The sequence below is a fragment of the Enterobacter sp. CP102 genome, from assembly GCF_025152625.1.
Lineage (GTDB): Bacteria > Pseudomonadota > Gammaproteobacteria > Enterobacterales > Enterobacteriaceae > Enterobacter > Enterobacter soli.
On the sequence record NZ_CP104014.1, the window covers coordinates 1,216,978 to 1,238,411 of the forward strand.

Annotated in this window: 15 protein-coding genes; 10 read left to right on the forward strand and 5 right to left on the reverse strand. The window is 57.7% G+C overall.

What is annotated here, in order from left to right; translation table 11 throughout:
- Positions 1 to 244: 244 nt before the first annotated feature.
- Positions 245 to 2,500 (reverse strand): TonB-dependent siderophore receptor, encoded by a 2,256-nt coding sequence (locus N1249_RS05680; RefSeq protein ID WP_014069261.1) that lies wholly within the window; start codon positions 2,498 to 2,500, stop codon positions 245 to 247.
- 252 nt (positions 2,501 to 2,752) lie between these two features.
- On the opposite strand from N1249_RS05680, the gene fes reads away from it, so the two are divergent.
- The 3 genes from fes to entF are packed head-to-tail and all read left to right on the forward strand — an operon-like array spanning position 2,753 to position 8,035.
- Positions 2,753 to 3,955 (forward strand): enterochelin esterase, encoded by a 1,203-nt coding sequence (gene fes, locus N1249_RS05685; RefSeq protein WP_259835276.1) that lies wholly within the window; start codon positions 2,753 to 2,755, stop codon positions 3,953 to 3,955.
- 10 nt (positions 3,956 to 3,965) lie between these two features.
- Positions 3,966 to 4,178 (forward strand): MbtH family NRPS accessory protein, encoded by a 213-nt coding sequence (locus tag N1249_RS05690; protein WP_259835285.1) that lies wholly within the window; start codon positions 3,966 to 3,968, stop codon positions 4,176 to 4,178.
- Positions 4,175 to 8,035, forward strand: coding sequence for an enterobactin non-ribosomal peptide synthetase EntF (gene entF, locus N1249_RS05695; protein WP_259835287.1), 3,861 nt, complete (start codon positions 4,175 to 4,177; stop codon positions 8,033 to 8,035). Before N1249_RS05690 ends, entF begins: the two co-directional genes overlap by 4 nt.
- A gap of 59 nt (positions 8,036 to 8,094) precedes the next feature.
- On the opposite strand, the gene fepC is transcribed toward entF, so the two are convergent.
- From fepC to fepD, 3 genes are read right to left on the reverse strand one after another with little or no spacing between them, the layout of a single operon-like run.
- Entirely contained in the window at positions 8,095 to 8,889 is a 795-nt protein-coding gene (gene fepC, locus N1249_RS05700) for an iron-enterobactin ABC transporter ATP-binding protein (RefSeq protein WP_259835289.1), read from the reverse strand.
- A complete protein-coding gene (fepG, locus tag N1249_RS05705) occupies positions 8,886 to 9,875 on the reverse strand; it encodes an iron-enterobactin ABC transporter permease (protein WP_259837998.1) in 990 nt (329 codons plus the stop codon). The genes fepC and fepG overlap by 4 nt, the downstream gene beginning before the upstream one ends.
- A complete protein-coding gene (fepD, locus tag N1249_RS05710) occupies positions 9,875 to 10,879 on the reverse strand; it encodes a Fe(3+)-siderophore ABC transporter permease (protein WP_259835291.1) in 1,005 nt (334 codons plus the stop codon). The genes fepG and fepD overlap by 1 nt, the downstream gene beginning before the upstream one ends.
- 112 nt (positions 10,880 to 10,991) lie before the next feature.
- On the opposite strand from fepD, the gene entS reads away from it, so the two are divergent.
- Complete coding sequence (entS, locus tag N1249_RS05715; RefSeq protein ID WP_259835293.1) at positions 10,992 to 12,245, forward strand: enterobactin transporter EntS; 1,254 nt, start codon at positions 10,992 to 10,994, stop codon at positions 12,243 to 12,245.
- A gap of 61 nt (positions 12,246 to 12,306) precedes the next feature.
- Here the strand turns inward: entS and fepB are convergent, their stop codons facing one another.
- Entirely contained in the window at positions 12,307 to 13,266 is a 960-nt protein-coding gene (fepB, locus tag N1249_RS05720) for a Fe2+-enterobactin ABC transporter substrate-binding protein (protein WP_259835295.1), read from the reverse strand.
- A gap of 188 nt (positions 13,267 to 13,454) precedes the next feature.
- Between fepB and entC the strand changes: the two genes are divergently transcribed.
- The 6 genes from entC to N1249_RS05750 all read left to right on the forward strand — a co-directional run bounded on the left by entC (position 13,455) and on the right by N1249_RS05750 (position 21,330).
- Positions 13,455 to 14,630: an isochorismate synthase EntC gene (gene entC / locus N1249_RS05725; RefSeq protein ID WP_259835297.1), complete on the forward strand. Its 1,176-nt coding sequence runs from the start codon at positions 13,455 to 13,457 to the stop codon at positions 14,628 to 14,630.
- Positions 14,631 to 14,639: 9 nt separating this feature from the next.
- The gene (gene entE, locus N1249_RS05730; protein ID WP_259835299.1) at positions 14,640 to 16,250 is read left to right on the forward strand and encodes a (2,3-dihydroxybenzoyl)adenylate synthase EntE; all 1,611 of its coding nucleotides are present in this window, start codon (positions 14,640 to 14,642) and stop codon (positions 16,248 to 16,250) included.
- Positions 16,251 to 16,261: 11 nt separating this feature from the next.
- Positions 16,262 to 17,116, forward strand: coding sequence for an isochorismatase (locus N1249_RS05735; RefSeq protein ID WP_259835301.1), 855 nt, complete (start codon positions 16,262 to 16,264; stop codon positions 17,114 to 17,116).
- Positions 17,116 to 17,871 carry a 2,3-dihydro-2,3-dihydroxybenzoate dehydrogenase EntA gene (entA, locus tag N1249_RS05740; RefSeq protein ID WP_259835303.1) on the forward strand — a complete coding sequence of 252 codons (756 nt, stop codon included), beginning with the start codon at positions 17,116 to 17,118 and terminating at the stop codon, positions 17,869 to 17,871. The genes N1249_RS05735 and entA overlap by 1 nt, the downstream gene beginning before the upstream one ends.
- Complete coding sequence (gene entH / locus N1249_RS05745) at positions 17,871 to 18,284, forward strand: proofreading thioesterase EntH (protein WP_259835305.1); 414 nt, start codon at positions 17,871 to 17,873, stop codon at positions 18,282 to 18,284. Before entA ends, entH begins: the two co-directional genes overlap by 1 nt.
- 115 nt (positions 18,285 to 18,399) lie before the next feature.
- Complete coding sequence (locus N1249_RS05750; protein WP_259835307.1) at positions 18,400 to 21,330, forward strand: RHS repeat protein; 2,931 nt, start codon at positions 18,400 to 18,402, stop codon at positions 21,328 to 21,330.
- Positions 21,331 to 21,434: the final 104 nt, after the last annotated feature.

A 21,434-nucleotide genomic window follows, 5' to 3' on the forward strand; every position in this document is an offset into this window, starting at 1 on the left:
ATCGTCGCTACGCGATACCCTCAGCTTATTCCTTTCGGCTTTCGGGTCGGGCGCGATGCAGCGTCCATGCAAGTCGCGCCCTCTCGGCGCATCCCTGCGCCTCGCCCCGGCCTACAGGAAACGCTTCGGCAATTTTCAGCCGGACCATGGAGCCGCTGTAAGTCTTTTATTTCTATGGCGTAATGTCATCGCTTAGCAAACATAAAAAACGGCAACCGAGGTTGCCGTTTTGCTTTTACCTTGCTTAGAAGTGTGTATTCACACTCATATACCAGGTACGGCCAGGTTCATTATACGTGTACGCACCCGCACCGTACATATATGCACCCGTTGTGGTGTTACCCGTGGTCTGGGCATTACCGGCACGCCACTGACGTTTGTCAAAGACGTTATCCACGCCGCCGGTCAGGCTGACGTTTTTGGTCACGTCCCAGGTCGCACTCAGGCCAACAATGCTGTACGGGCTAACTTCATCTTTCTCAGAGCCGGTAACAGGCTGACCTTTGTAGTTGTATTTCTTCGGCTGCTGCTTGCCGTACCAGGTGAAGGTCGATTGCAGCGACACATCCTGTTGTACCTGCCAGCTCAGGGTTGAGTTCAGCGTGTACTCAGGGATGATCGACAGACGATCGCCGGTCTCCTTGTTCTTGCTTTGCAGCATATAGGTAATGTTGTTGGTCCAGTTGATCGTATCGCTTACCGGTACGTTCAGTGAGCCTTCCAGCCCTTCCACCACGGCTTTCGGAACGTTTTCCCACTGGTAGATATCGGTCTGAACTTTACCGGAAGAGGTATGGCCAATTGGCGCATAACCCGCTTCAATCTTGTCGCGATAGTCGTTGCGGAACCAGGTCACGCCCGCCTGCCAGCCGTTGTGTTTCCACTCCAGACCAATCTCTTTGTTGATGCTGGTTTCAGCTTTCAGGTCGTCGTTACCCATCATATAACAGCCCACGCCGTCAGAGCTTGCATAGCAACCCTGGCCTTTGCTGTACAACAGGTAGTTCGGGTTAGTCTGGTACAGGCTTGGTGCTTTATAGGCGCGCGCGATACCCATCTTCAGGGTGAATTCATCGCCCAGACCTTGCGACAGGTTCAGGGACGGGCTCCAGTTGTTGCCCACAATAGTGTGATGATCGAAGCGCAGCGCCGGGGTCAGCATGGTGCTGTCGGTCAGCTCCATGTTGTTTTCCGCGAACAGGGAGAAGATCTCAGCCGATGAATACGGGCTACGATCGTCGCTCATGCCCGGGATCGTCCCGCCTTGCTGAGTCTGGGTGTTAGAGGTGGAATCTTTCATGCGCTGCTGGTTCCACTCGGTACCCAGGGTCAGGTTCTGGTTGACCAGGAAATCAATCGGCAGGTTGATTTCACTGTGCAGCATCACGTCAGACAGGTCGGTGTCGGTGAACTTATTGCTGTTGAACAAGCCTTCCAGACCGCCCGCCAGCCCTTCGCCCAGACGGGAGTTACGGGTGTGTTCGTACTGCGCCCAGTTGCTGGTGGTGATGCCGTTATCCCAGCCGCCGTTCCAGGTCACGGCAAAGTTCTGGCGATAAATACGGTTAGTCTCTTTACCGTAGTTTTTCTTCACCAGGCCGTTGGAGCTGTTGTCGTTGTTGGTGTTCTGCGTGTCGCCCGCGTAGAGGTTGTTCTGGCGGCTGTAGCCCGCTTCAAACTCCAGGGACTGCATCGGGGCAAAGTCCCAACGCACTACGCCGTTAATGTCTTTGTTTTCTACCCCTTCACGGCCTGCTGGCAGCGTGTCGGCATAGGCACCGGTACGTTCAGATTCATGACCCTGGTTGATATCTCGTGCATCGGCCTGGGTTTTATCCAGGTTACCGTACATGCGGAAGCTGAAATCGCCGCCCAGCGGGCCGCTCAGGCTGAAGTTAGTACGCTTGGTTGAACCTTCGTCCTTGTGCTCTGGCGCATTCAGGTAGGTGTTCCAGGAACCATGCCACTGGTCGTCGAAATTCTTGGTGATGATGTTCACCACACCACCAGCCGCACCGTTACCGTAACGCGCTGCTGCCGGGCCACGAATAACGTCGATACGCTCGATCATTTCCGGTGGAACCCAGCCAGTATCGCCGCGGGTATCACGCTCGCCACGCCAGCCCAGACGGATGGAGTTACGGCTGGTAACCGGCTTACCGTCGATCAGGATCAGGGTGTTCTCAGGGCCCATACCGCGGATATCAATCTGACGGTTGTTACCGCGCTGGCCGCTGGTGGAGTTACCGGTCAGGTTAACGCCAGGCATAGTACGGATGATTTCGGCAACGTCGCGGGCGGGAGGATTTTTACGGATTTGATCGGCCGTAATGGTCGACACACCGGGTGCCTGCAAGTTCTGCTGCGCGGCGGTGATAACCATCGTGTCTTCGTGCTGCGCAGTGGTGTTGGCGGTGGTGTCGTCTGCCATTGCGGGCAACGCGACGCCGTAAATCCCTAAGTTGACCAGCAAGGCCAGGGAGTGAATCTTCTTATTCATTGTACGTCCTGCTTTTCGCGCCGCATCCCCTGACTCCGTTCCCGAAAGGGAGAGGAGGCGGCATGTTGTCACCCGCATTTGCGTAAGCAGCCCTGTCCTCGAGCGCACACAACGCGTGGCATGTTTATTTTATGAGCGCGCTTCCCACAGCGCGGGCACTACGCTATTGCAAATGCAAATAGTTATCAATAATATTATCAATAAATTTTGTCTTGTAACAAAAAAAGACACGATAAACATGAGGTTAAAAGCGTGACGGCGGTAACAACGGGAAGTGATGCTTGGTGGCAGTCGAAAAACGGCCCTGAATGGGTGCGTGAAAAGGGGATGTATCGCGTCACGTTCTGGTGGCGTGATCCGGCCGGAACGCAGGCATCTTCGGCGGTGAAGCGCGTCTGGCTCTACATCACCGGCGTCACCGATCACCATCAGAATGCCCGCCCGCAATCCCTCGAACGCCTTCCCGGAACTGACGTCTGGCAATGGCAGGGCGAGTTCAGCCCACAGTGGCGCGGCAGCTACTGTTTTATCCCTTCTGAGAACGAACAAGATTTTGCCGATGCGGTGTTTCACGGTGAGCAGCCTGACCGCATGGCGCTGCGTGAAGGCTGGCGCAAGCTGCTCCCCAACGCGGTGTGCGACCCGCTGAATCCGCAGAGCTGGCGAGGCGGGCGCGGACACCCGGTATCGGCGCTGGAAATGCCAGAAGCACCGGCTCAGCCAGGCTGGGATCGCCCTGATACCCCTTACCGGCAGCCGGTCTGCATCGAATGGCACAGCGAGCGGCTGGCTAACCGTCGCCGCGTGTGGATTTTTACCACCGGTGATGCCAGCCCGGACAGCCCGCTGGCGGTGCTGCTCGACGGGCAGTTCTGGGCCGAAAGCCTGCCCGTATGGCCGGCACTGGCGTCACTGACGGCTGAGCGCAAGTTGCCGCCGGCGGTCTATCTCCTGATCGATGTTATCGACACCGCTCATCGCAGCGCTGAGCTGCCCTGCAACCCCGATTTCTGGCTGGCGGTGCAGGAAGAACTTCTCCCGCTGGTAAAAACCACCACGCCATTCAGCGACCGCGCCGACCGCACGGTCGTGGCAGGGCAAAGCTTTGGCGGGCTCTCTTCTCTTTATGCTGGTCTTTACTGGCCGCAGCGTTTCGGCTGCGTGCTCAGCCAGTCAGGCTCCTACTGGTGGCCGCACCGTGGTGCGCAGCAGGACGGGCTGCTTATCGAACAACTTAAAGCGGGTGAAAAAACCGCACGCGGGCTGCGCATTGTCCTTGAGGCCGGGCGCAACGAGCCGCTTATTTTCCGCGCAAATCAGGCGATTTACGCCGAGCTACAACACACACAGCAACCGGTTATCTGGCGTCAGGTTGACGGCGGACACGATGCGCTTTGCTGGCGCGGTGGGCTGACGCAGGGGCTGATGACCCTCTGGCAGCCGCTTATTCAATAACGGAGTCTGTATGGAATTCAGTAATCCTTTCGATAATCCGCAGGGACAGTTCGCCATTTTGTCTAACGACCAGGCGGAATTCAGCCTGTGGCCGCAACAGTGCGCACTGCCTGCCGGCTGGCGTGTGGTGTGTGAACCGCAATCCCAGGAAGCGTGCCAGCAGTGGCTGGCTGAACACTGGCATACGCTTACACCTTCCCATTTTGCGGGAGAGCGCGCATGAGCAAACATCTTCCCCTCGTCGCCGCGCAGCCGGGGATCTGGATGGCGGAGCAACTTTCCACGTTGCCGAACGCCTGGAGTGTGGCGCATTACACCGAGCTGAAAGGCGATATTGACGCGCCATTACTGGCGAAAGCGATAGTTGCAGGCATGATGCAGGCCGACACATTACGCACGCGCTTTACTGAAGATAACGGCGAGGTGTGGCAGTGGGTGGATGATGCCATGTCGTTGCCTGAACCCTCGATCGTAAAAGCCGATTCTCACACCGCCGCCGTGGCGCTGATGGAGGCCGATCTTCACCAGAACCTGCGCGTGGACAGCGGTCAGCCGCTGGCGTTTCATCAGCTGATTCAGGTGGGTGAACGCCACTGGTACTGGTATCAGCGTTATCATCATTTAGTGGTGGATGGCTTCAGTTTCCCGGCCATTACCCGCCAGATCGCCGCCATTTATACAGCATGGAAAAAGGGAGAAACTTCGCCTGCATCACCCTTTACGCCGTTTGCAGAGGTGGTGGATGAATACCAGCGCTATCGCGACAGTGAGGCGTATCAGCGCGATGGCGCATTCTGGGCAGAACAGCGTAAGCAGCTTCCTTCTCCTGTATCGCTTTCTTCCGCGCCGTTGCCGGGGCGTGCAGCCACTACCGACATCCTGCGGCTAAAAATGGTTGCCGATAGCCATGCCTTTAGCCAGCTTGCTCAGGCAGCAGGGCAGGTGCAGCGCACCGATCTGGCGCTCGCGCTGGTGGCACTGTGGCTTGGGCGCTTAACCGGCCGGCTGGACTACGCCGCCGGGTTTATCTTTATGCGTCGCATGGGTTCAGCGGCGCTCACCGCAACCGGCCCGGTGCTTAACGTTCTGCCGATGGCGGTGAATATCTCCCCGCAGGAGAGCCTGCCGGAGCTGGCGCTGCGTCTTGCTAATCAGCTGAAAAAAATGCGCCGCCATCAGCGTTATGACGCCGAGCAGATTGTTCGCGACAGCGGGCGTGCGGCAGGGGATGAAGCCCTGTTTGGTCCGGTGCTTAACGTCAAAGTGTTTGATTACCAGCTGGACATAGACGGCGTGGCGGCCACGACCCACACGCTGGCAACGGGGCCGGTGAACGATCTGGAGCTGGCGCTGTTCCCGGACGATCAGGGCGGGCTGAGCATTGAGATCCTTGCCAATAAACAGCGTTACGATGAGGCAACGCTCACACGCCACGTGGCGCGCCTGAACGCGATGCTGACCCAGTTTGCCACTAACCCGGACCTGCGCTGCGGTGAGGTGGAAACCCTCTCTGAAACAGAATATCAGCAGCTCGCGCGCATCAATGACACCGGGCTGGCGTTACCCTCTGTCACGCTTGCCCAACTGGTGGCGGAACAGGCGAGCAAAACGCCGGATGCGCCCGCGCTGGCGGATGCCCATATCGAGCTGAACTACCGCCAGATGCGCGAGCAGGTGGTAGCGCTGGCAAACCTGCTGCGTGAACGCGGCGTGAAGCCGGGCGACAGCGTGGCGGTGGCCTTGCTGCGCTCGGTGTTCCTGACACTGGCGCTGCACGGCATTGTGGAAGCGGGTGCCGCCTGGCTGCCGCTGGATACCGGCTACCCGGATGACCGCCTGCGGATGATGCTGGAAGACGCGAAGCCGTCTCTGCTTATCACTACCGACGAACAGCTTCCGCGCTTTAGCGATCTGCCGATAACGTCCTTTAGTTACAACACACTATTACCTGCCGCGGGCCACGAACCGCTCAACCTGGCGAAGCCGGAACAGACCGCGTATATCATCTTTACCTCCGGCTCCACGGGCCGTCCGAAAGGGGTAATGGTCGGACATACCGCCATCGTCAACCGCCTGATGTGGATGCAGGATCACTATCCGCTGGATGCGCGTGATGTGGTGGCGCAAAAAACGCCGTGCAGCTTTGACGTGTCGGTGTGGGAGTTCTGGTGGCCGTTTATCGCTGGCGCGAAGCTGGTGATGGCCGAGCCAGAGGCGCACCGCGATCCGCAGGCGATGCAGAGTTTCTTCTCCCATTATGGCGTCACCACGACGCACTTTGTGCCGTCGATGCTGGCGGCATTTGTGGCCTCGCTGACGCCAGAAAATGCCGACTGCTGCAGAACGCTGAAACAGGTGTTCTGTAGCGGGGAAGCGCTGCCAGCCGAACTGTGCCGCGAGTGGGAACAGCTTACCCGTGCGCCGCTGCATAACCTGTATGGCCCAACGGAAGCGGCTGTGGACGTGAGCTGGTATCCGGCGTTTGGCCCGGAACTGGCGGCTGTGGAAGGCAACAGCGTGCCGATTGGTTTCCCGGTGTGGAACACGGGGCTGCGCATTCTGGATGCGATGATGCGCCCGGTGCCGTTTGGCGTGGCGGGCGATCTGTATCTTACCGGGATCCAGCTGGCGCAGGGCTACCTGGGGCGTCCGGACCTGACGGCGAGCCGCTTTATTGCCGACCCGTTTGCGCCGGGCGAACGTATGTATCGCACCGGGGATGTTGCCCGCTGGCTGGATAACGGCGCGGTGGAATATTTAGGCCGCAGTGACGATCAGCTGAAAATTCGCGGACAGCGCATCGAGCTGGGTGAAATCGACCGGGCGATGCTCTCGCTGCCGGACGTGGCGCAGGCCGTGGCGCACGCATGTGTGTTCAACCAGGCGGCGGCAACCGGCGGTGATGCCCGTCAGCTGGTGGGTTACATCGTTTCAGAATCCGGTTTACCGCTGGACAGGGAGGCACTTCTGGTCGCGCTGAAAGCACAGCTGCCGCCACATATGGTGCCGGTGGTGTTGCTGCAAATCAGCGCGCTGCCACTCTCGGCCAACGGTAAGCTCGACCGTAAGGCGCTGCCGTTACCGGAGCTGACCAGCAAAACCTCTGGCCGTGCGCCGGAAAGCAAAACCGAAGTGGTCGTGGCGCAGGCGTTTTCCGCCTTGCTGGGCTGCGAGGTAAATGATACTGAAGCCGACTTCTTTGCGCTTGGCGGACACTCGTTGCTGGCGATGCGCCTGGCCGCACAGCTTAGCCGTGCGTTCGGACGCAAGGTGACGCCGGGGCAGATTATGGTGGCGTCGACGGTCAGCAAGCTTAGCGGGTTGCTTGAGTCGCAGATGAGCGATGAACAGGCGCAGCGTCTGGGGTATGAAACGCTGCTGCCGCTGCGTGAAAGCCACGGCCCGACGCTGTTCTGTTTCCACCCGGCATCCGGTTTTGCCTGGCAGTTTAGCGTGCTGGCTCGCTACCTCAGCCCGCGCTGGTCGATAACAGGCATTCAGTCCCCGCGTCCGGACGGACCGATGCAGCAGTGCGCGGATCTGGATGGCGTAATCGGGCATCATCTGGCGACGCTGCGCGCGCAGCAGCCGCACGGGCCGTACTATTTGCTGGGCTATTCGCTGGGCGGCACGCTGGCGCAGGGGATTGCCGCGCGGCTGCGTGAGCAGGGTGAAACGGTCGCATTCCTCGGCCTGCTGGATACCTGGCCGCCGGAAACGCAAAACTGGGCGGAGAAAGAGGCCAACGGGCTTGATCCTGAAGTGCTGGCGGAAATTGAGCGCGAGCGTCAGGCGTTTATTGCCGCGCAGCAGGGGCAGGGTTCCGGTGAACTGTTTACCGCCATTGAAGGCAACTACGCCGATGCAGTGCGCTTGCTGACCACGGCACACAGTTCACGCTTTGACGGCAAAGCGACGCTGTTTGTCGCCGAACGCACGCGAACCCAGGATCCGCATCAGGCATGGGCACCGTGGGTGGGTGAGCTTGAGGTTTACAGCCAGGATTGCGCCCACGTGGATATCATTTCACCGCAGGCGTTTGAGAAAATTGGGCCGGTATTGAAGGGGTTATTGGGATAGTGCGAATGCCCGTTGGGAGCACAATGTAGGCCGGGTAAGGCGAAGCCGCCACCCGGCGATTACCGCCGACCCAACGGCACCACCAGCGGCGTACCCGCCACCGGATCCGCAATAATCATGCAGCGCATTCCGTATATCCGTTCGATAAGCTCCGGCGTCACAATCTCTTTCGGCGCGCCCTGCGCCACAATCTCGCCATCCCGCAGCGCAATCAGGTGCGTGGCATATCGGCAGGCCTGATTTAAATCGTGCAGCACTGCCGCCAGGGTATAACCCTGCGTGCGGTTCAGCTCGCTTAACAACTCCAGCAGATCAATCTGGTGGCTGATATCAAGCCAGGTCGTGGGCTCGTCCAGCAGCATGATCGACGTTTCCTGCGCCAGCACCATGGCTATCCACGCACGCTGGCGCTGCCCGCCGGAAAGGGTATCCACACTTTGCTGAGCGAGCTCAGTGATGCCCGTCGCCTGCATGGCGCGGTTCACCGCATCGTCGTCCTCTTTACGCCAGCGGGTAAACAGCGGCTGATGGGGATAACGCCCGCGCGCCACCAGCTCCTGCACCGTGATGTCGCCCGGCGTGGTCGCGTTTTGCGCCAGCAGCCCGATGCGGCGTGCCACCTCTTTGCTGGCAAAGCGCTGGATCTGCTCGCCATCAAGGTACACGCTGCCGTGAACCGGCGTCATCAGGCGGCTCAGCGTTCGCAGCAGGGTCGATTTCCCGCAGCCGTTCGGCCCGATAATTGCCGTAAAATGGCCGTCCGGGATCGACACGGTCAAATCTTTGGCAACGATCTTTTTACCGTAGCCGAGGGTTAAGTTGTCGCCGCGCAAGCGGGTTGCTGTCTCTGTCATTTCTTGCGTGACTCCTGAACTAACAAGATGATGAGGTAAATACCGCCCAGGCTGACGGTCACCACGCCCACCGGAAGTTGATAGGGCATAAACAGCTGCTGAGCGCACAGATCTGCGGCCAGCAACAGCAGTGAACCGCACAGCGCGGCCTGCGCTAACCCCCAGCGCGCGGTGCCGGAAAGACGCCGGGCAATGTGCGGTGCAACCAGCGCAATAAAGGAAATCGGCCCTGCAATGGCGGTGGCAGCAGCGGTCAGTAGCACGGCCACCAGCATCAGCATCAGACGTGAACGCTCGACGCTGACACCCAGCGCACAGGCGCTGTCGTCACCCATCTCCAGTAGCCGCATCCGGCGGACCAGCAGCAGTGCGCCGATAAACATCAGCAGGATCAGCGGTGCGGCAGGCCAGGTTTTGGCCCATATCAGGCCGTTCAGCGAGCCGGCATACCACAGCCCTGCAGAAAGCGCCGTTTCCAGAGAGGCCTGTAATAACAGCCAGGTGTTGAAGGCCATCAGCATGGCGCGCACGCCAATACCGATGATGATCAGGCGGAAGGTGTCGATGCCGTTACGCCAGGCCAACGCCCAGATAACCAGCGACGTTAAAATCCCCCCGGCCATCGCCGTAAAGGTAATGGCCGTCAGGTGCTGACCAAACAGCACCATCGCCACCAGCACGCCGCTCCAGGCGCCGGTATTCAGGCCCATCACATCCGGGCTGCCGAGCGGGTTGCGCATCAGTGACTGGAAAATGGCTCCGCTGACACCCAGCGCCGCACCCACCAGAATGGCCATCGCGACGCGCGGCAGGCGCCATTCGGTGACGACCATGGTGATATTGCGCGGTGCGCTGCCGGTCAGGGCGTTAAAGACCTGGGCAAAATCGAGCGTCACTGCGCCGCTGCGCAGGCTCCAGACTGCCAGCAACACGCTGGCGAGAGTCAGCAGGAACACGCTGGTGAGTAAACGCCGGGACGGGGCCATCATGCGCCACCTCTGCGTTTACGTCGCACCAGGAAAATCAGCACTGGCGCTCCAATAAACGCGCTCACCACCGACACACGCAGCTCGCCGGGGACCAGAAGGCGGCCCACAACATCGGCGAACAACAACAGAGCGGGGGTGGCAAGCAGCGTGACGGGCAGCGACCAGCGGTGATCGGCACCCACCAGCCAGCGCGCCATATGCGGCATCATCAGGCCGATAAAGGCAATCGGACCAACCACTGCCGTTGCGCTGCCACACAGTACGGTGATGGCGAGAAGCCCGGTTAACTGCGTGCGTGCTACCCGGTTGCCGAGCGCAGTGGCAGTGTCGCTGCCAAGACTCAGACTGTTGAGCGAGCGGCTCATAAACAGCGCCACGGCGGCGGCAAGCGTCACCGGGATGATGACGGCCTTCAGGGTCTGAAGCGTGCGGATATCCAGCGAGCCGGCCTGCCAGAAACGCAGCTGATCGTAAACGTCCGGATTGAGCAGGGCGATGCCGTTGGTTAACCCTTCCAGCACCGCCGCAAGAGCAACGCCCGCCAGCGTCAATCGTACCGGGCTGAGCTGCCCTCCGCCCTGGCTGCCGGTAAAAGCCACCACCAGCGAGGCCGCCAGTGCACCGCAAAAAGCCATCACCAGTTGTTCAGAGGGGGAGGTTAAACCAAACAGCGCCGCGCCAAGCACGATGGCAAAACTGGCACCGGAGTTAACCCCCAGAATGCCAGGGTCGGCCAGTGGGTTACGGGTTAGCGTTTGCATCAGCGCCCCGGCAAGACCCAGCGCGCCACCGGCAAGCAATCCGGCCAGCGTACGGGGCAGACGGGCGTCCAGCACGATGGTGCAGTCGGCGCTCTGACAGGTGCCGGAGAGCGCATCGACAATAACGGAAGCCGGCAATGATTTCGCACCAACCAGCAAACTGAGTGCAATCGCAAGGATCAACAGCAGCAATAAAACGGGCACGGCAATGGCGCGCACCGCGGAAGAGGAAAACGACATAGCAACGTCCATGATTTGATAATGATAGTAATTATCGTTATCTATCTTATTTGGCTATGTTAGCATGTGCCGCCATGGAATTGGTATAAAAGAAACCAGACAAGGCCTTGTAATGACCCAAAAATCCTGGCTGCTCAACCTCAGCCTGCTCAAAACACATCCGGCGTTTCGCGCCGTCTTTATCGCCCGTTTTATCTCCATTTTATCCCTCGGCCTGCTCGGCGTGGCCGTGCCGGTACAAATCCAGGCGATGACGCACTCCAGCTGGCTGGTGGGGCTTTCCGTTACCTTAACCGGCGGGGCGATGTTTATTGGCCTGATGGTTGGTGGGGTACTGGCAGACAGGTACGAGCGCAAAAAGCTGATCCTGCTTGCGCGCGGCACCTGTGGGGTGGGGTTTATCGGGCTGTGTCTGAACGCCATGCTGCCGGAGCCATCGCTGATTGCGATTTACGCGCTGGGGCTGTGGGACGGCTTTTTTGCCTCGATTGGGGTGACGGCACTGCTGGCGGCAACGCCTGCGCTGGTCGGGCGTGAGAACCTGATGCAGGCAGGGGCGATCACTATGCTGACCGTGCGTCTGGGCTCGGTGATTTCGCCGATGGTGGGGGGCCTGCTGCTGGCTACGGGCAACGTGGCGTGGAACTATGGCCTGGCGGCGGCGGGGACGTTTATCACCACCTTAACGCTGCTGCGCTTACCGGTTCTGCCACCTCCGCCGCAGCAGCGTGAGCACCCGCTGAAATCGCTGATGGCCGCGATCCGTTTTCTGTTCAGCAATCCGCTGATTGGCGGCATCGCCCTGCTGGGCGGTTTGCTGACGATGGCGAGCGCCGTGCGCGTGCTCTACCCGGCGCTGGCAGGCGAATGGCAGATGAGTGCCTCCGAGATTGGCGTGCTGTATGCGGCTATCCCGCTGGGTGCGGCGTGCGGCGCTCTGACCAGTGGTAACCTGGCGCAGAGTGCGCGTCCGGGGCTCATTATACTGGTGGCAACGCTGGCTTCGTTTATCGCAATTGGCTTCTTCAGCCTGATGCCGGTGTGGGCGCTGGGCGTGATTTGTCTGGTGATCTTTGGCTGGCTGAGCGCCATCAGTTCGCTGTTACAGTACACCCTGATCCAGACGCAGACACCGGAAGGGATGCTGGGGCGGATTAACGGCCTGTGGACGGCGCAGAACGTTACGGGTGATGCCATTGGCGCGGCGATCCTCGGCGGGCTTGGCGCAATGATGACCCCGATGGCATCGGCGAGCAGCAGTGGTTTTGTGTTGGCTGTTGTTGGTGGGATCCTGTTGATGGGATTAGCAGAATTGCGCCGATTCAGGCAGGAGGGGGAAGGATTCTGTAGGTCGGGTAAGGCGTAGCCGCCCCCCGACAAAACGCCCGGTGGCGCTGCGCTTACCGGGCCTACGGGGAACGTGCCTTTTATTTGAAAATTGAATTCAAACGCTGCAAGACTAACATCGCGCTGTAATAATCCAGGCGGAACGTCTCCGTGCCTAATGCCCAGACGCGTTTATTCTGCACCGCTGGCAGGTGCGCCAGAAGCGGATTGGCATAAATCGCGTCCACATCTTTCTGGTCACCGGCAAACAGGAACAGGCCTTCGCCGTTCAGCCCGCTCGCCAGATTTTCCCCGCCTAACTGAATGATGTCGTGGCGCTTGCCCTGGCTTTTTGAGGTCTGCAATCCGGCAGGCAATGGTGCAAGAGTAAAGCCCAGCTGATGCAGCAACTTGCCCTGCGCCGATTCCGCCGTCCACAGGTTTGCGCTGTGCGCGGCGGCGGTATAGACAATGGCATTCACCGGCTGTGGTGGCAGCTTCATCTGCTGTTTCACCTGCGCGAGCTGTTTATCAAATTCCGCAATGCGGGCCGCAGCCTGCTTTTCCTGCCCGGTAATGGTGCCGAGCTGTGTCAGCAGCTCTTGCCAGCTTTTGTCGTCGTAGTTGATGACAAGCGTGGGCGCGATGGCAGAAAGCTGTTCATAGAGGGCGAGGGCAGAATCACCGCCGGTGGCGCTGATCAGGATCAGGTCTGGCATCTGCGCGGCAACCGCTTCGGCACTTGGCTCGCCTATATATAAACGCGTGAGCTTACGCTGTTTCGCGATATCTCCCCACTGACGCAAAAAGCCCTGGGCATCCGCCACGCGGTTATTTGGCGTGGTCGCGCCGCTGGCGATAACCGGCGCATCAATCGCCAGCAGGGATCCAGTCAGCGTCACGCTGGTTGAAACAATACGGGTGGGTTTGCTTTCCAGCGTGTGAACGCCGTGGCTGTCGGTCACCTGACGGGGCCAGTCGGCGGCAGTAGCTGAGGTTAGTCCTAAAACAAAAAGTCCTGTTAAAAGAAGGGCATTACGGCAAACGGCAGGGAGTTTCACAACGTCGCATCCTGTTTTTATTGAGGTTAATGCTTCTCATTTTCATGATTGCAGCGAAGGGATGCAAGCGATAGTCGCACAAGTTGTTTGCTCTGCGGTTGACACCAGGGCGTTGTGCGATTAGGTTAGCCATCGAAAATATAAATGATAATCATTATTACTGCTTTTATCATTTTAAGGAGGATGATATGGATACGTCATTGGCTGAGGACATCCAGCACACCGCGACCACGCTGCAATCAGACAGCTTTTTCTTTATGTCGCCTTATCGCAGTTTTACCACGTCAGGCTGTTTTACCCGCTTATCTGAATCCGCCGTTGGCGGTGATGATCCGACAGGTACCTTCCAGCAAAAAGTTACCCAGGCTTTCCAGAAAGCGAAAGCCAGCGGGATTGCTCACCCGATCATGGTAGGCGCTATTCCGTTTGATACGCGCGAACCGTCGTCCCTGTTTATTCCGCAAAGCTGGCAGACCTTCTCTCGCCCGGCGCGTCAGCAGTCTTCCCGTTATTTCTCTGACGCACAGGCGCTGACAGTCAACACCCGCACTGAAATTCCAGAGCAGCCGGTCTTTGAACAGATGGTTGCACGTGCGGCTGCGCTGACCGCCACGCCGCAGGTCAACAAAGTGGTGCTGTCGCGACTGATTGATATCTCAACCGAAGAGAAAATTGACAGCGGTGCGTTGCTGGAACGGCTCATCGCGCAGAACCCGGCCAGCTTTAACTTCCACGTCCCGCTGGAAGATGGCGGCGTGTTGCTGGGCGCGAGCCCTGAACTGCTGCTGCGTAAAGAAGGCGCGCACTTTAGCTCGCTGCCGCTGGCAGGCTCGGCGCGTCGTCAGCCGGATGATGTGCTGGACAGAGAAGCGGGCAACAAACTGCTGGCTTCGGAAAAAGATCGCCACGAGCACGACCTGGTGACCCAGGCGATGAAAACCATTCTGACCCCACGCAGCCACCATCTCAGTATGCCGGCATCCCCGCAGCTCATCACCACCCCGACGCTGTGGCACCTGGCCACGCCGGTGGAAGGGGAAGCGCGTGAAAACGAAAACGCACTGACGCTGGCGTGCCTGTTGCACCCGACGCCTGCATTAAGCGGCTTCCCGCATCAGGCGGCAAAACAGCTGATCGCGGAGCTGGAGCCGTTCGACCGCGAACTGTTTGGCGGCATCGTGGGCTGGTGTGACAGCGAAGGCAACGGCGAGTGGGTAGTGACCATCCGCTGTGCGCGCATTCACGACAAGACCGTTCGCCTGTTTGCCGGGGCGGGCATTGTTCCTGCCTCATCACCGGTGGGCGAATGGCGTGAAACCGGAGTGAAGCTCTCCACCATGCTGAACGTTTTTGGTTTGCACTAAGGAACAATTATGACTGTCCCCTTTACCCGTTGGCCGGACGAGTTTGCCCGCCGCTATCGTGAAAAAGGCTACTGGCAGGATCTGCCTCTGACCCGCATTCTGACCCGCCACGCGAATAATGACGCGGTGGCCATCATCGACGGTGAGCGCCGTTATACCTACCGCCAGTTTAATGAGGCAGTGGATAACCTTGCCAGCGCGTTACAGTCCCGGGGGCTGAAACGCGGCGATACCGCGCTGGTGCAGCTGGGGAATGTGGCTGAGTTTTACATCACCTTCTTTGCGCTGTTGCAGGCGGGTGTTGCGCCCGTTAACGCGCTCTTCAGCCATCAGCGCAGCGAGCTGAATGCCTACGCGATGCAGATCAAACCGGCATTGCTGATTGCCGATCGCGACCACGCGCTGTTTGCCGGCGATGAGTTCCTCACCACATTTGTGAATGAGCACCGCTCGGTGCGCGTGGTGTTGCTGCGTGGCGATAACGGCGAGCACGCACTGGGCGCGGCGATTGCCCGTCCGGCGGATAATTTTATCCCCAACCCGACCCCTGCCGACGAAGTGGCGTTCTTCCAGCTTTCTGGCGGGAGCACCGGCACGCCGAAGCTGATCCCACGTACTCATAACGATTACGACTACAGCATTCGTCGCAGTAACGAGATTTGCGGCATTACCGCAGACACCTGTTATCTGAACGCGCTGCCTGCGGCGCACAACTACGCCATGAGCTCGCCGGGATCGCTTGGCATCTTTACGGCAGGCGGCTGCGTGGTGCTGGCGAACGATCCGAGCGCCACCCTCTGTTTCCCGCTGATTGAAAAACACCAGATTAATGTGACCTCGCTGGTACCGCCTGCGGTCAGCCTGTGGTTACAGGCAATTGCCGAAGGCGCGGGCAACGCGCAGCTGCGGTCGCTGAAGTTGTTACAGGTGGGGGGGGCGCGCCTCTCAGCAACGCTTGCGGCACGTATTCCGGCGGAGATTGGCTGCCAGCTCCAGCAGGTATTTGGTATGGCGGAAGGGCTGGTGAACTACACCGCGCTCGACGATTCCCCGGAACGCATCATGAACACCCAGGGCCGCCCGATGTGTCCGGATGACGAAGTGTGGGTAGCCGATGAGCACGGCAATCCGCTGCCGCGTGGTGAAGTGGGGCGGCTGATGACGCGTGGGCCATATACCTTCCGTGGCTATTTCAACAGCCCGGCGCACAACGCCAGCGCCTTTGATGCCAACGGCTTTTATTGCTCCGGCGATCTGATTGCCATTGACGAGCAGGGCTACATCACCGTGCAGGGGCGTGAGAAAGATCAGATCAACCGTGGTGGCGAGAAGATCGCCGCAGAAGAGATCGAAAACCTGCTGCTGCGCCACGAGTCGGTGATCCACGCGGCACTGGTGAGCATGGAAGACAGCCTGCTGGGTGAGAAAAGCTGCGCTTATCTGGTGGTGAAGCAGCCGCTGCGCGCGGTCGAAGTGCGTCGCTTCCTGCGTGAGCAGGGTGTTGCCGAATTCAAACTGCCGGACCGCGTGGAGAGCGTTGATGCGCTTCCGTTAACGCCCGTCGGCAAAGTCGATAAGAAACAGTTGCGCCTGTGGCTCGCTGAACGCGCCCAGGGCTGAGGAACAAGAATATGGCCATTCCAAAATTAACCGCTTACGCACTGCCCACTGCCGCAGATCTGCCGAATAACAAAGTGAACTGGGCGTTTGAACCAGAGCGTGCCGCACTGTTAATCCACGATATGCAGGAGTATTTCCTGAACTTCTGGGGTGAAAACAGCCCGATGATGGCGCAAGTAGTGGCGAACATCGCCAAAATTCGCGCTTACTGCAAAGAACATAACATTCCGGTTTACTACACCGCTCAGCCGAAAGAGCAGAGCGATGAAGACCGTGCCCTGCTGAACGACATGTGGGGGCCGGGTCTGACCCGTTCGCCGGAGCAGCAGCGTATCGTGGCGGAGCTGGCGCCAGACGAAGCCGACACGGTCCTGGTGAAATGGCGTTACAGCGCATTCCACCGTTCGCCGCTGGAATTGATGCTGAAAGAAACCGGCCGCAATCAGCTGCTGATCACCGGGGTTTACGCCCATATCGGCTGCATGACCACCGCCACCGATGCATTTATGCGTGACATCAAACCGTTCTTTATCGCCGATGCGCTGGCGGATTTCACCCGAGAAGAACACCTGATGTCCCTGAACTACGTGGCAGGACGTTCCGGCCGCGTGCTGATGACCGAGGAACTGCTGCCATCCATTCCGGCCTCAAAAGAGGCGCTGCGCGCGATTATTCTGCCGCTGCTGGATGAGTCCGACGAGCCAATGGATGACGAAAACCTGATCGATTACGGTCTGGATTCCGTGCGCATGATGGCGCTGGCCGCACGCTGGCGCAAAGTGCATGGCGATATCGACTTTGTGATGCTGGCGAAAAACCCAACCCTCGATGCCTGGTGGGCGCTGCTCTCCCGCGAGGTGAAGTAATGGAAGGACTCGATTTTACCGGCAAAACCGTCTGGGTGACGGGGGCAGGTAAGGGCATTGGTTACGCAACGGCTCTGGCATTTGCCGGGGCGGGCGCACAGGTGACCGGGTTTGATCTGGCGTTTCCGCTGGGGGATTATCCCTTTGCGACTGAGACTCTGAACGTGGCGGACTCCGCGCAGGTGACTGAGGTGTGCGGGCGAGTGCTCGCCTCTGTTGATCGCCTTGACGTGCTGGTCAATGCCGCCGGGATCCTGCGTATGGGCGCAACGGACCAGCTCTCGCAGGAGGACTGGCAACAGACCTTCGCTGTGAACGTTGGCGGGGCGTTTAACCTGTTCCAGCAGACAATGGGCCAGTTCCGTCGTCAGCAGGGCGGGGTGATTGTTACCGTTGCGTCTGACGCGGCGCATACCCCGCGTATCGGCATGAGCGCGTATGGCGCGTCAAAAGCGGCGCTGAAAAGCCTGGCGCTTACCGTCGGGCTGGAGCTGGCGGGCAGCGGCGTGCGTTGTAATCTGGTGTCGCCGGGTTCAACCGATACCGATATGCAGCGCACACTGTGGAAAAGTGATGATGCAGAACAGCAGCGTATTCGCGGTTTTGGCGAGCAGTTTAAGCTTGGGATCCCGCTGGGTAAAATCGCCCGTCCGCAGGAGATTGCCAACACCATTCTGTTCCTGGCATCCGACTACGCCAGCCATATCACCTTGCAGGATATTGTGGTGGACGGCGGCTCCACGCTGGGGGCGTAATGATCTGGAAACGTCATTTATCGCTCGACGCGCTGAACGAAACCAGCCAGAACACCATGGTGGCGCATCTGGGCATTGTCTATACCAAAATCGGTGATGACACGCTGGAGGCTGAAATGCCGGTGGATGTACGCACTCATCAGCCGTTTGGTCTGCTGCACGGCGGGGCGTCTGCCGCACTGGCCGAAACGCTTGGCTCAATGGCCGGTTTTCTGATGACCCGCGACGGGCAGAACGTGGTAGGAACGGAACTGAATGCCACACACCATCGCGCGGTGTCCCAGGGCAAGGTGCGCGGGGTGTGTCAGCCGCTGCATCTGGGGCGTTCCAGCCAGAGCTGGGAGATTGTGGTGTTCGACGAACAGGGACGGCGCTGCTGTACCTGTCGGTTGAGTACTATGGTGCTGGGGTGACTATTTTTGCATCGAATTGGTTCTTTTTTTATCTGAACGTGGATTTACTCCAACATACAATAAGGAGATTTATTACAAAAGGTAAAGCCGTAGTTAAAAATGGAGATGTCAATAAATGAACACATCATTTTTCCACCATACCCCCACTATTGCTGTATTTGATAACCGTGAGCAGTCTGTACGTAACATCATCTATTACCGTCATCCTGACACACCTGATATTACAGCTGAGCGGATAACCCGGCATCAGTATGATGCCCGGGGTACATTTTCCCAAAGCAGCGATCCGCGCCTGTTTGAGGCTGGGCTGATGAACATCACCACTCTGGCGGATCTGAGCGGAAAAGCCCTGCGTACGATCGGTTCTGATGCAGGAACGGCTGTGGTCCTGCACGATATTGCAGGAAGACCCTGCTTAACGGTCAATAACATTGCTGCCGCTGAAGAGGGTTACGGAAATAAAGATCAGGCCATCACCTGCGTCCGACAGTATGAAGATGCATCATTACCCGGCCGCCTGCTGAGCGTGATGGAGCAGGTCGGTAGCGAAGCCTTTCGTATCGCAGAGCGCTTCATCTATGCGGGTCACGCGGATGCAGAGAAGAGCATGAATCTTGCCGGGCAGTGTACCAGCCACTACGACCCAGCAGGACTTGTGCAGACGAGGAGTATTGCCCTGTCTGGCCCGTCTCTCCTGGTCTCCCGCAGAATGCTGAAGGAGGCGGATAATCCGGACTGCGAGGCAAACTGGCAGGGGCAGGATGCGTCAGTATGGGATAACCAGCTGGATACCGAAGCTTTTTCCACCCAAACCACGGTGAACGCAAATGGAGCCAGGGTCACCTCTACGGATGCGAAGGGCAATGCACAACGCGTGGCGTACGATGTGGCTGGCCTGTTTTCCGGCAGTTACCTGACGGTAAAAGGCGGCAGAGAGCAGGTCATCGTCAAATCTATGGTGTATGCTGCTACCGGTCAGAAATTGCTTGAGGTTCACGGTAATGGGGTAATCACCACGTATACCTACGAACCCGAGACGCGGCGTCTTACGGGAATTAAAACTGAACGTCCTGCGGGCCATGCAGCCGGCGCAAGAGTTCTGCAGGATCTGCGCTATGAATACGATCCGGTAGGCAACGTGCTCAGTGTTCATAATGATGCCGAAGAGACCCGCTTCTGGCGCAATCAAAAAGTGGTGCCTGAGAATCTCTATACTTATGACAGTCTGTATCAGCTGGTCAGTGCTACCGGACGCGAGATGGCGGGAATAGGCCAACAGCGCTCCAGTCTACCCGTCCCGATTATTCCCTTCCCTGTAGATGGCTCAGCCTTTACAAATTATACCCGCACCTACCGCTACGACAACGCCGGAAATCTGACGCAGATGAGCCACAGTGCGCCTGCATCCAACAATTGCTACACCACTGATATGACCATCAGTAATACCAGTAACCGGGGGGTTTTAAGCTCGTTGACCGAGAGTCCGTCGGAAGTGGACGCCTTTTTCACAGCCGGTGGCCAACAGCTGGAACTCCTGCAAGGGCAGAAGCTGAGCTGGACATCAAGAAACCAGCTGCTCAAGGTGACCCCGGTGGTTCGGGAGAATGACGCGTCTGACCAGGAGAATTATCGTTATGACGGGGGTAGCCAGCGTATCCTGAAAGTGAGTTCGCAGAAAACACATAACGGCACGCGGATACAACGGGTTGTTTATCTGCCAGGGATTGAGCTTCGTACGACCTTAAATGAAAATACAGAGCAAGAGCGTTTGCTGGTCATGGCTGCAGGCGAGCACGGTCGGGCACAGGTGCGAGTGCTGTGCTGGGAGAAAGGTAAGCCGGAAGAGATCGACAATAATCAGTTGCGCTGGAGTTATGACAATCTGGTCGGCAGTAGTGCGCTTGAGCTGGATGATAGTGGAAATATCATCAGTATGGAGGAATATTATCCCTATGGCGGCACGGCGATATGGACGGCGCGGAGTCAGACGGAAGCGGACTATAAAGTTATCAGATACTCAGGTAAAGAGCAGGACGCGACAGGGCTATACTATTACGGATATCGGTATTATCAGTCCTGGGCGGGGAGGTGGCTAAGCGCCGATCCGGCGGGCACTGCCGATGGACTGAACCTGTTTCGGATGTGCCGTAATAATCCTCTTACCTGGTGCGATCCTGATGGACAGGATCCGATCACTTTGCTGTATGGCTTTGAAGCTTTCAGGATGAAATACGAGGAACAAAACAGAGGAAACGGTAAACCTGTAGTGAGGATCGATCAATTAAATAATGCGCTTAAGTTACGTGACATGTTTAAAAAGAATTACGACCTGACAATTACAGTGCTGAAAAATGCCTCTCCGACACTGAACGATGCGCAAAAAAAACGTTATATGATTGCAGCTAGTGAGTTACAAGTTAACACAGGAATTTCGACGGAGGAGGAAGCATTCTCAATGATTATTAGCTGGAGGAGTTTCCTTTCGGAACATGCGGAGGAACTTAAGTTCTCGTCACTTATAAAGATTGATAAAATCAAACAATCTTTGGAAAGCGATCCCAGCGGAGAAACTGCGAAGGCGATGATCTGTAGCTTTATAAATAAAAACATGCCGGGAGATGTTATCCCTACAAAACCTGAAGATAGCCCGGTTAATAAGCTTTTAACGTTAATTAATGGCGATAATCCAGATGAAAAAATTGGTCAGCTTATGCAAGAGGAACATACTGTTTTTTGGACATTAGTGAGCGCTTTTTTCCGTAAGACATCAAAATTAGGTCTCGACTGGGCAAGTCAGCAAAAGAATTGCGAGCTCGTTTTTATTGAAGGTGCATTTGATGACGCTGCGCTAAAAAATGAAGCACTGACTTTTGATGAGACGCACTGGAAAGAGTTTGGCGATAAAGAAGCTCAGTTAATACAGGAAAAACCGTATAAGGGGAGTAAAAGAACGCATTCATATTTCCCAATAACTTTTTCTGAAATGAAACATGTTAAATCAGCAAATATAAATGCAAAATTAGTGAGTGTAAAAACGCTACTATAAAATAGTGTGGTTTACCAGGGCCAGCTTAAGCTCATTTTAATTGGTCCAAATTTATCGCATAAACGTGATCCACTTAACAATGCGAGGTAAATGTCCGGCTCTAC

Excerpts from the sequence above, each read along its gene's own strand:
- entH (WP_259835305.1), top strand. The coding sequence starts at position 17,871 with ATGATCTGGAAACGTCATTTATCGCTCGACGCGCTGAACGAAACCAGC.
- entS (WP_259835293.1), top strand. The coding sequence starts at position 10,992 with ATGACCCAAAAATCCTGGCTGCTCAACCTCAGCCTGCTCAAAACACAT.
- N1249_RS05680 (WP_014069261.1), bottom strand. The coding sequence starts at position 2,500 with ATGAATAAGAAGATTCACTCCCTGGCCTTGCTGGTCAACTTAGGGATT.
- N1249_RS05750 (WP_259835307.1), top strand. The coding sequence starts at position 18,400 with ATGAACACATCATTTTTCCACCATACCCCCACTATTGCTGTATTTGAT.
- entC (WP_259835297.1), top strand. The coding sequence starts at position 13,455 with ATGGATACGTCATTGGCTGAGGACATCCAGCACACCGCGACCACGCTG.
- fepC (WP_259835289.1), bottom strand. The coding sequence starts at position 8,889 with ATGACAGAGACAGCAACCCGCTTGCGCGGCGACAACTTAACCCTCGGC.
- entF (WP_259835287.1), top strand. The coding sequence starts at position 4,175 with ATGAGCAAACATCTTCCCCTCGTCGCCGCGCAGCCGGGGATCTGGATG.
- fepG (WP_259837998.1), bottom strand. The coding sequence starts at position 9,875 with ATGGCCCCGTCCCGGCGTTTACTCACCAGCGTGTTCCTGCTGACTCTC.
- fepD (WP_259835291.1), bottom strand. The coding sequence starts at position 10,879 with ATGTCGTTTTCCTCTTCCGCGGTGCGCGCCATTGCCGTGCCCGTTTTA.
- N1249_RS05735 (WP_259835301.1), top strand. The coding sequence starts at position 16,262 with ATGGCCATTCCAAAATTAACCGCTTACGCACTGCCCACTGCCGCAGAT.
- entA (WP_259835303.1), top strand. The coding sequence starts at position 17,116 with ATGGAAGGACTCGATTTTACCGGCAAAACCGTCTGGGTGACGGGGGCA.
- entE (WP_259835299.1), top strand. The coding sequence starts at position 14,640 with ATGACTGTCCCCTTTACCCGTTGGCCGGACGAGTTTGCCCGCCGCTAT.
- N1249_RS05690 (WP_259835285.1), top strand. The coding sequence starts at position 3,966 with ATGGAATTCAGTAATCCTTTCGATAATCCGCAGGGACAGTTCGCCATT.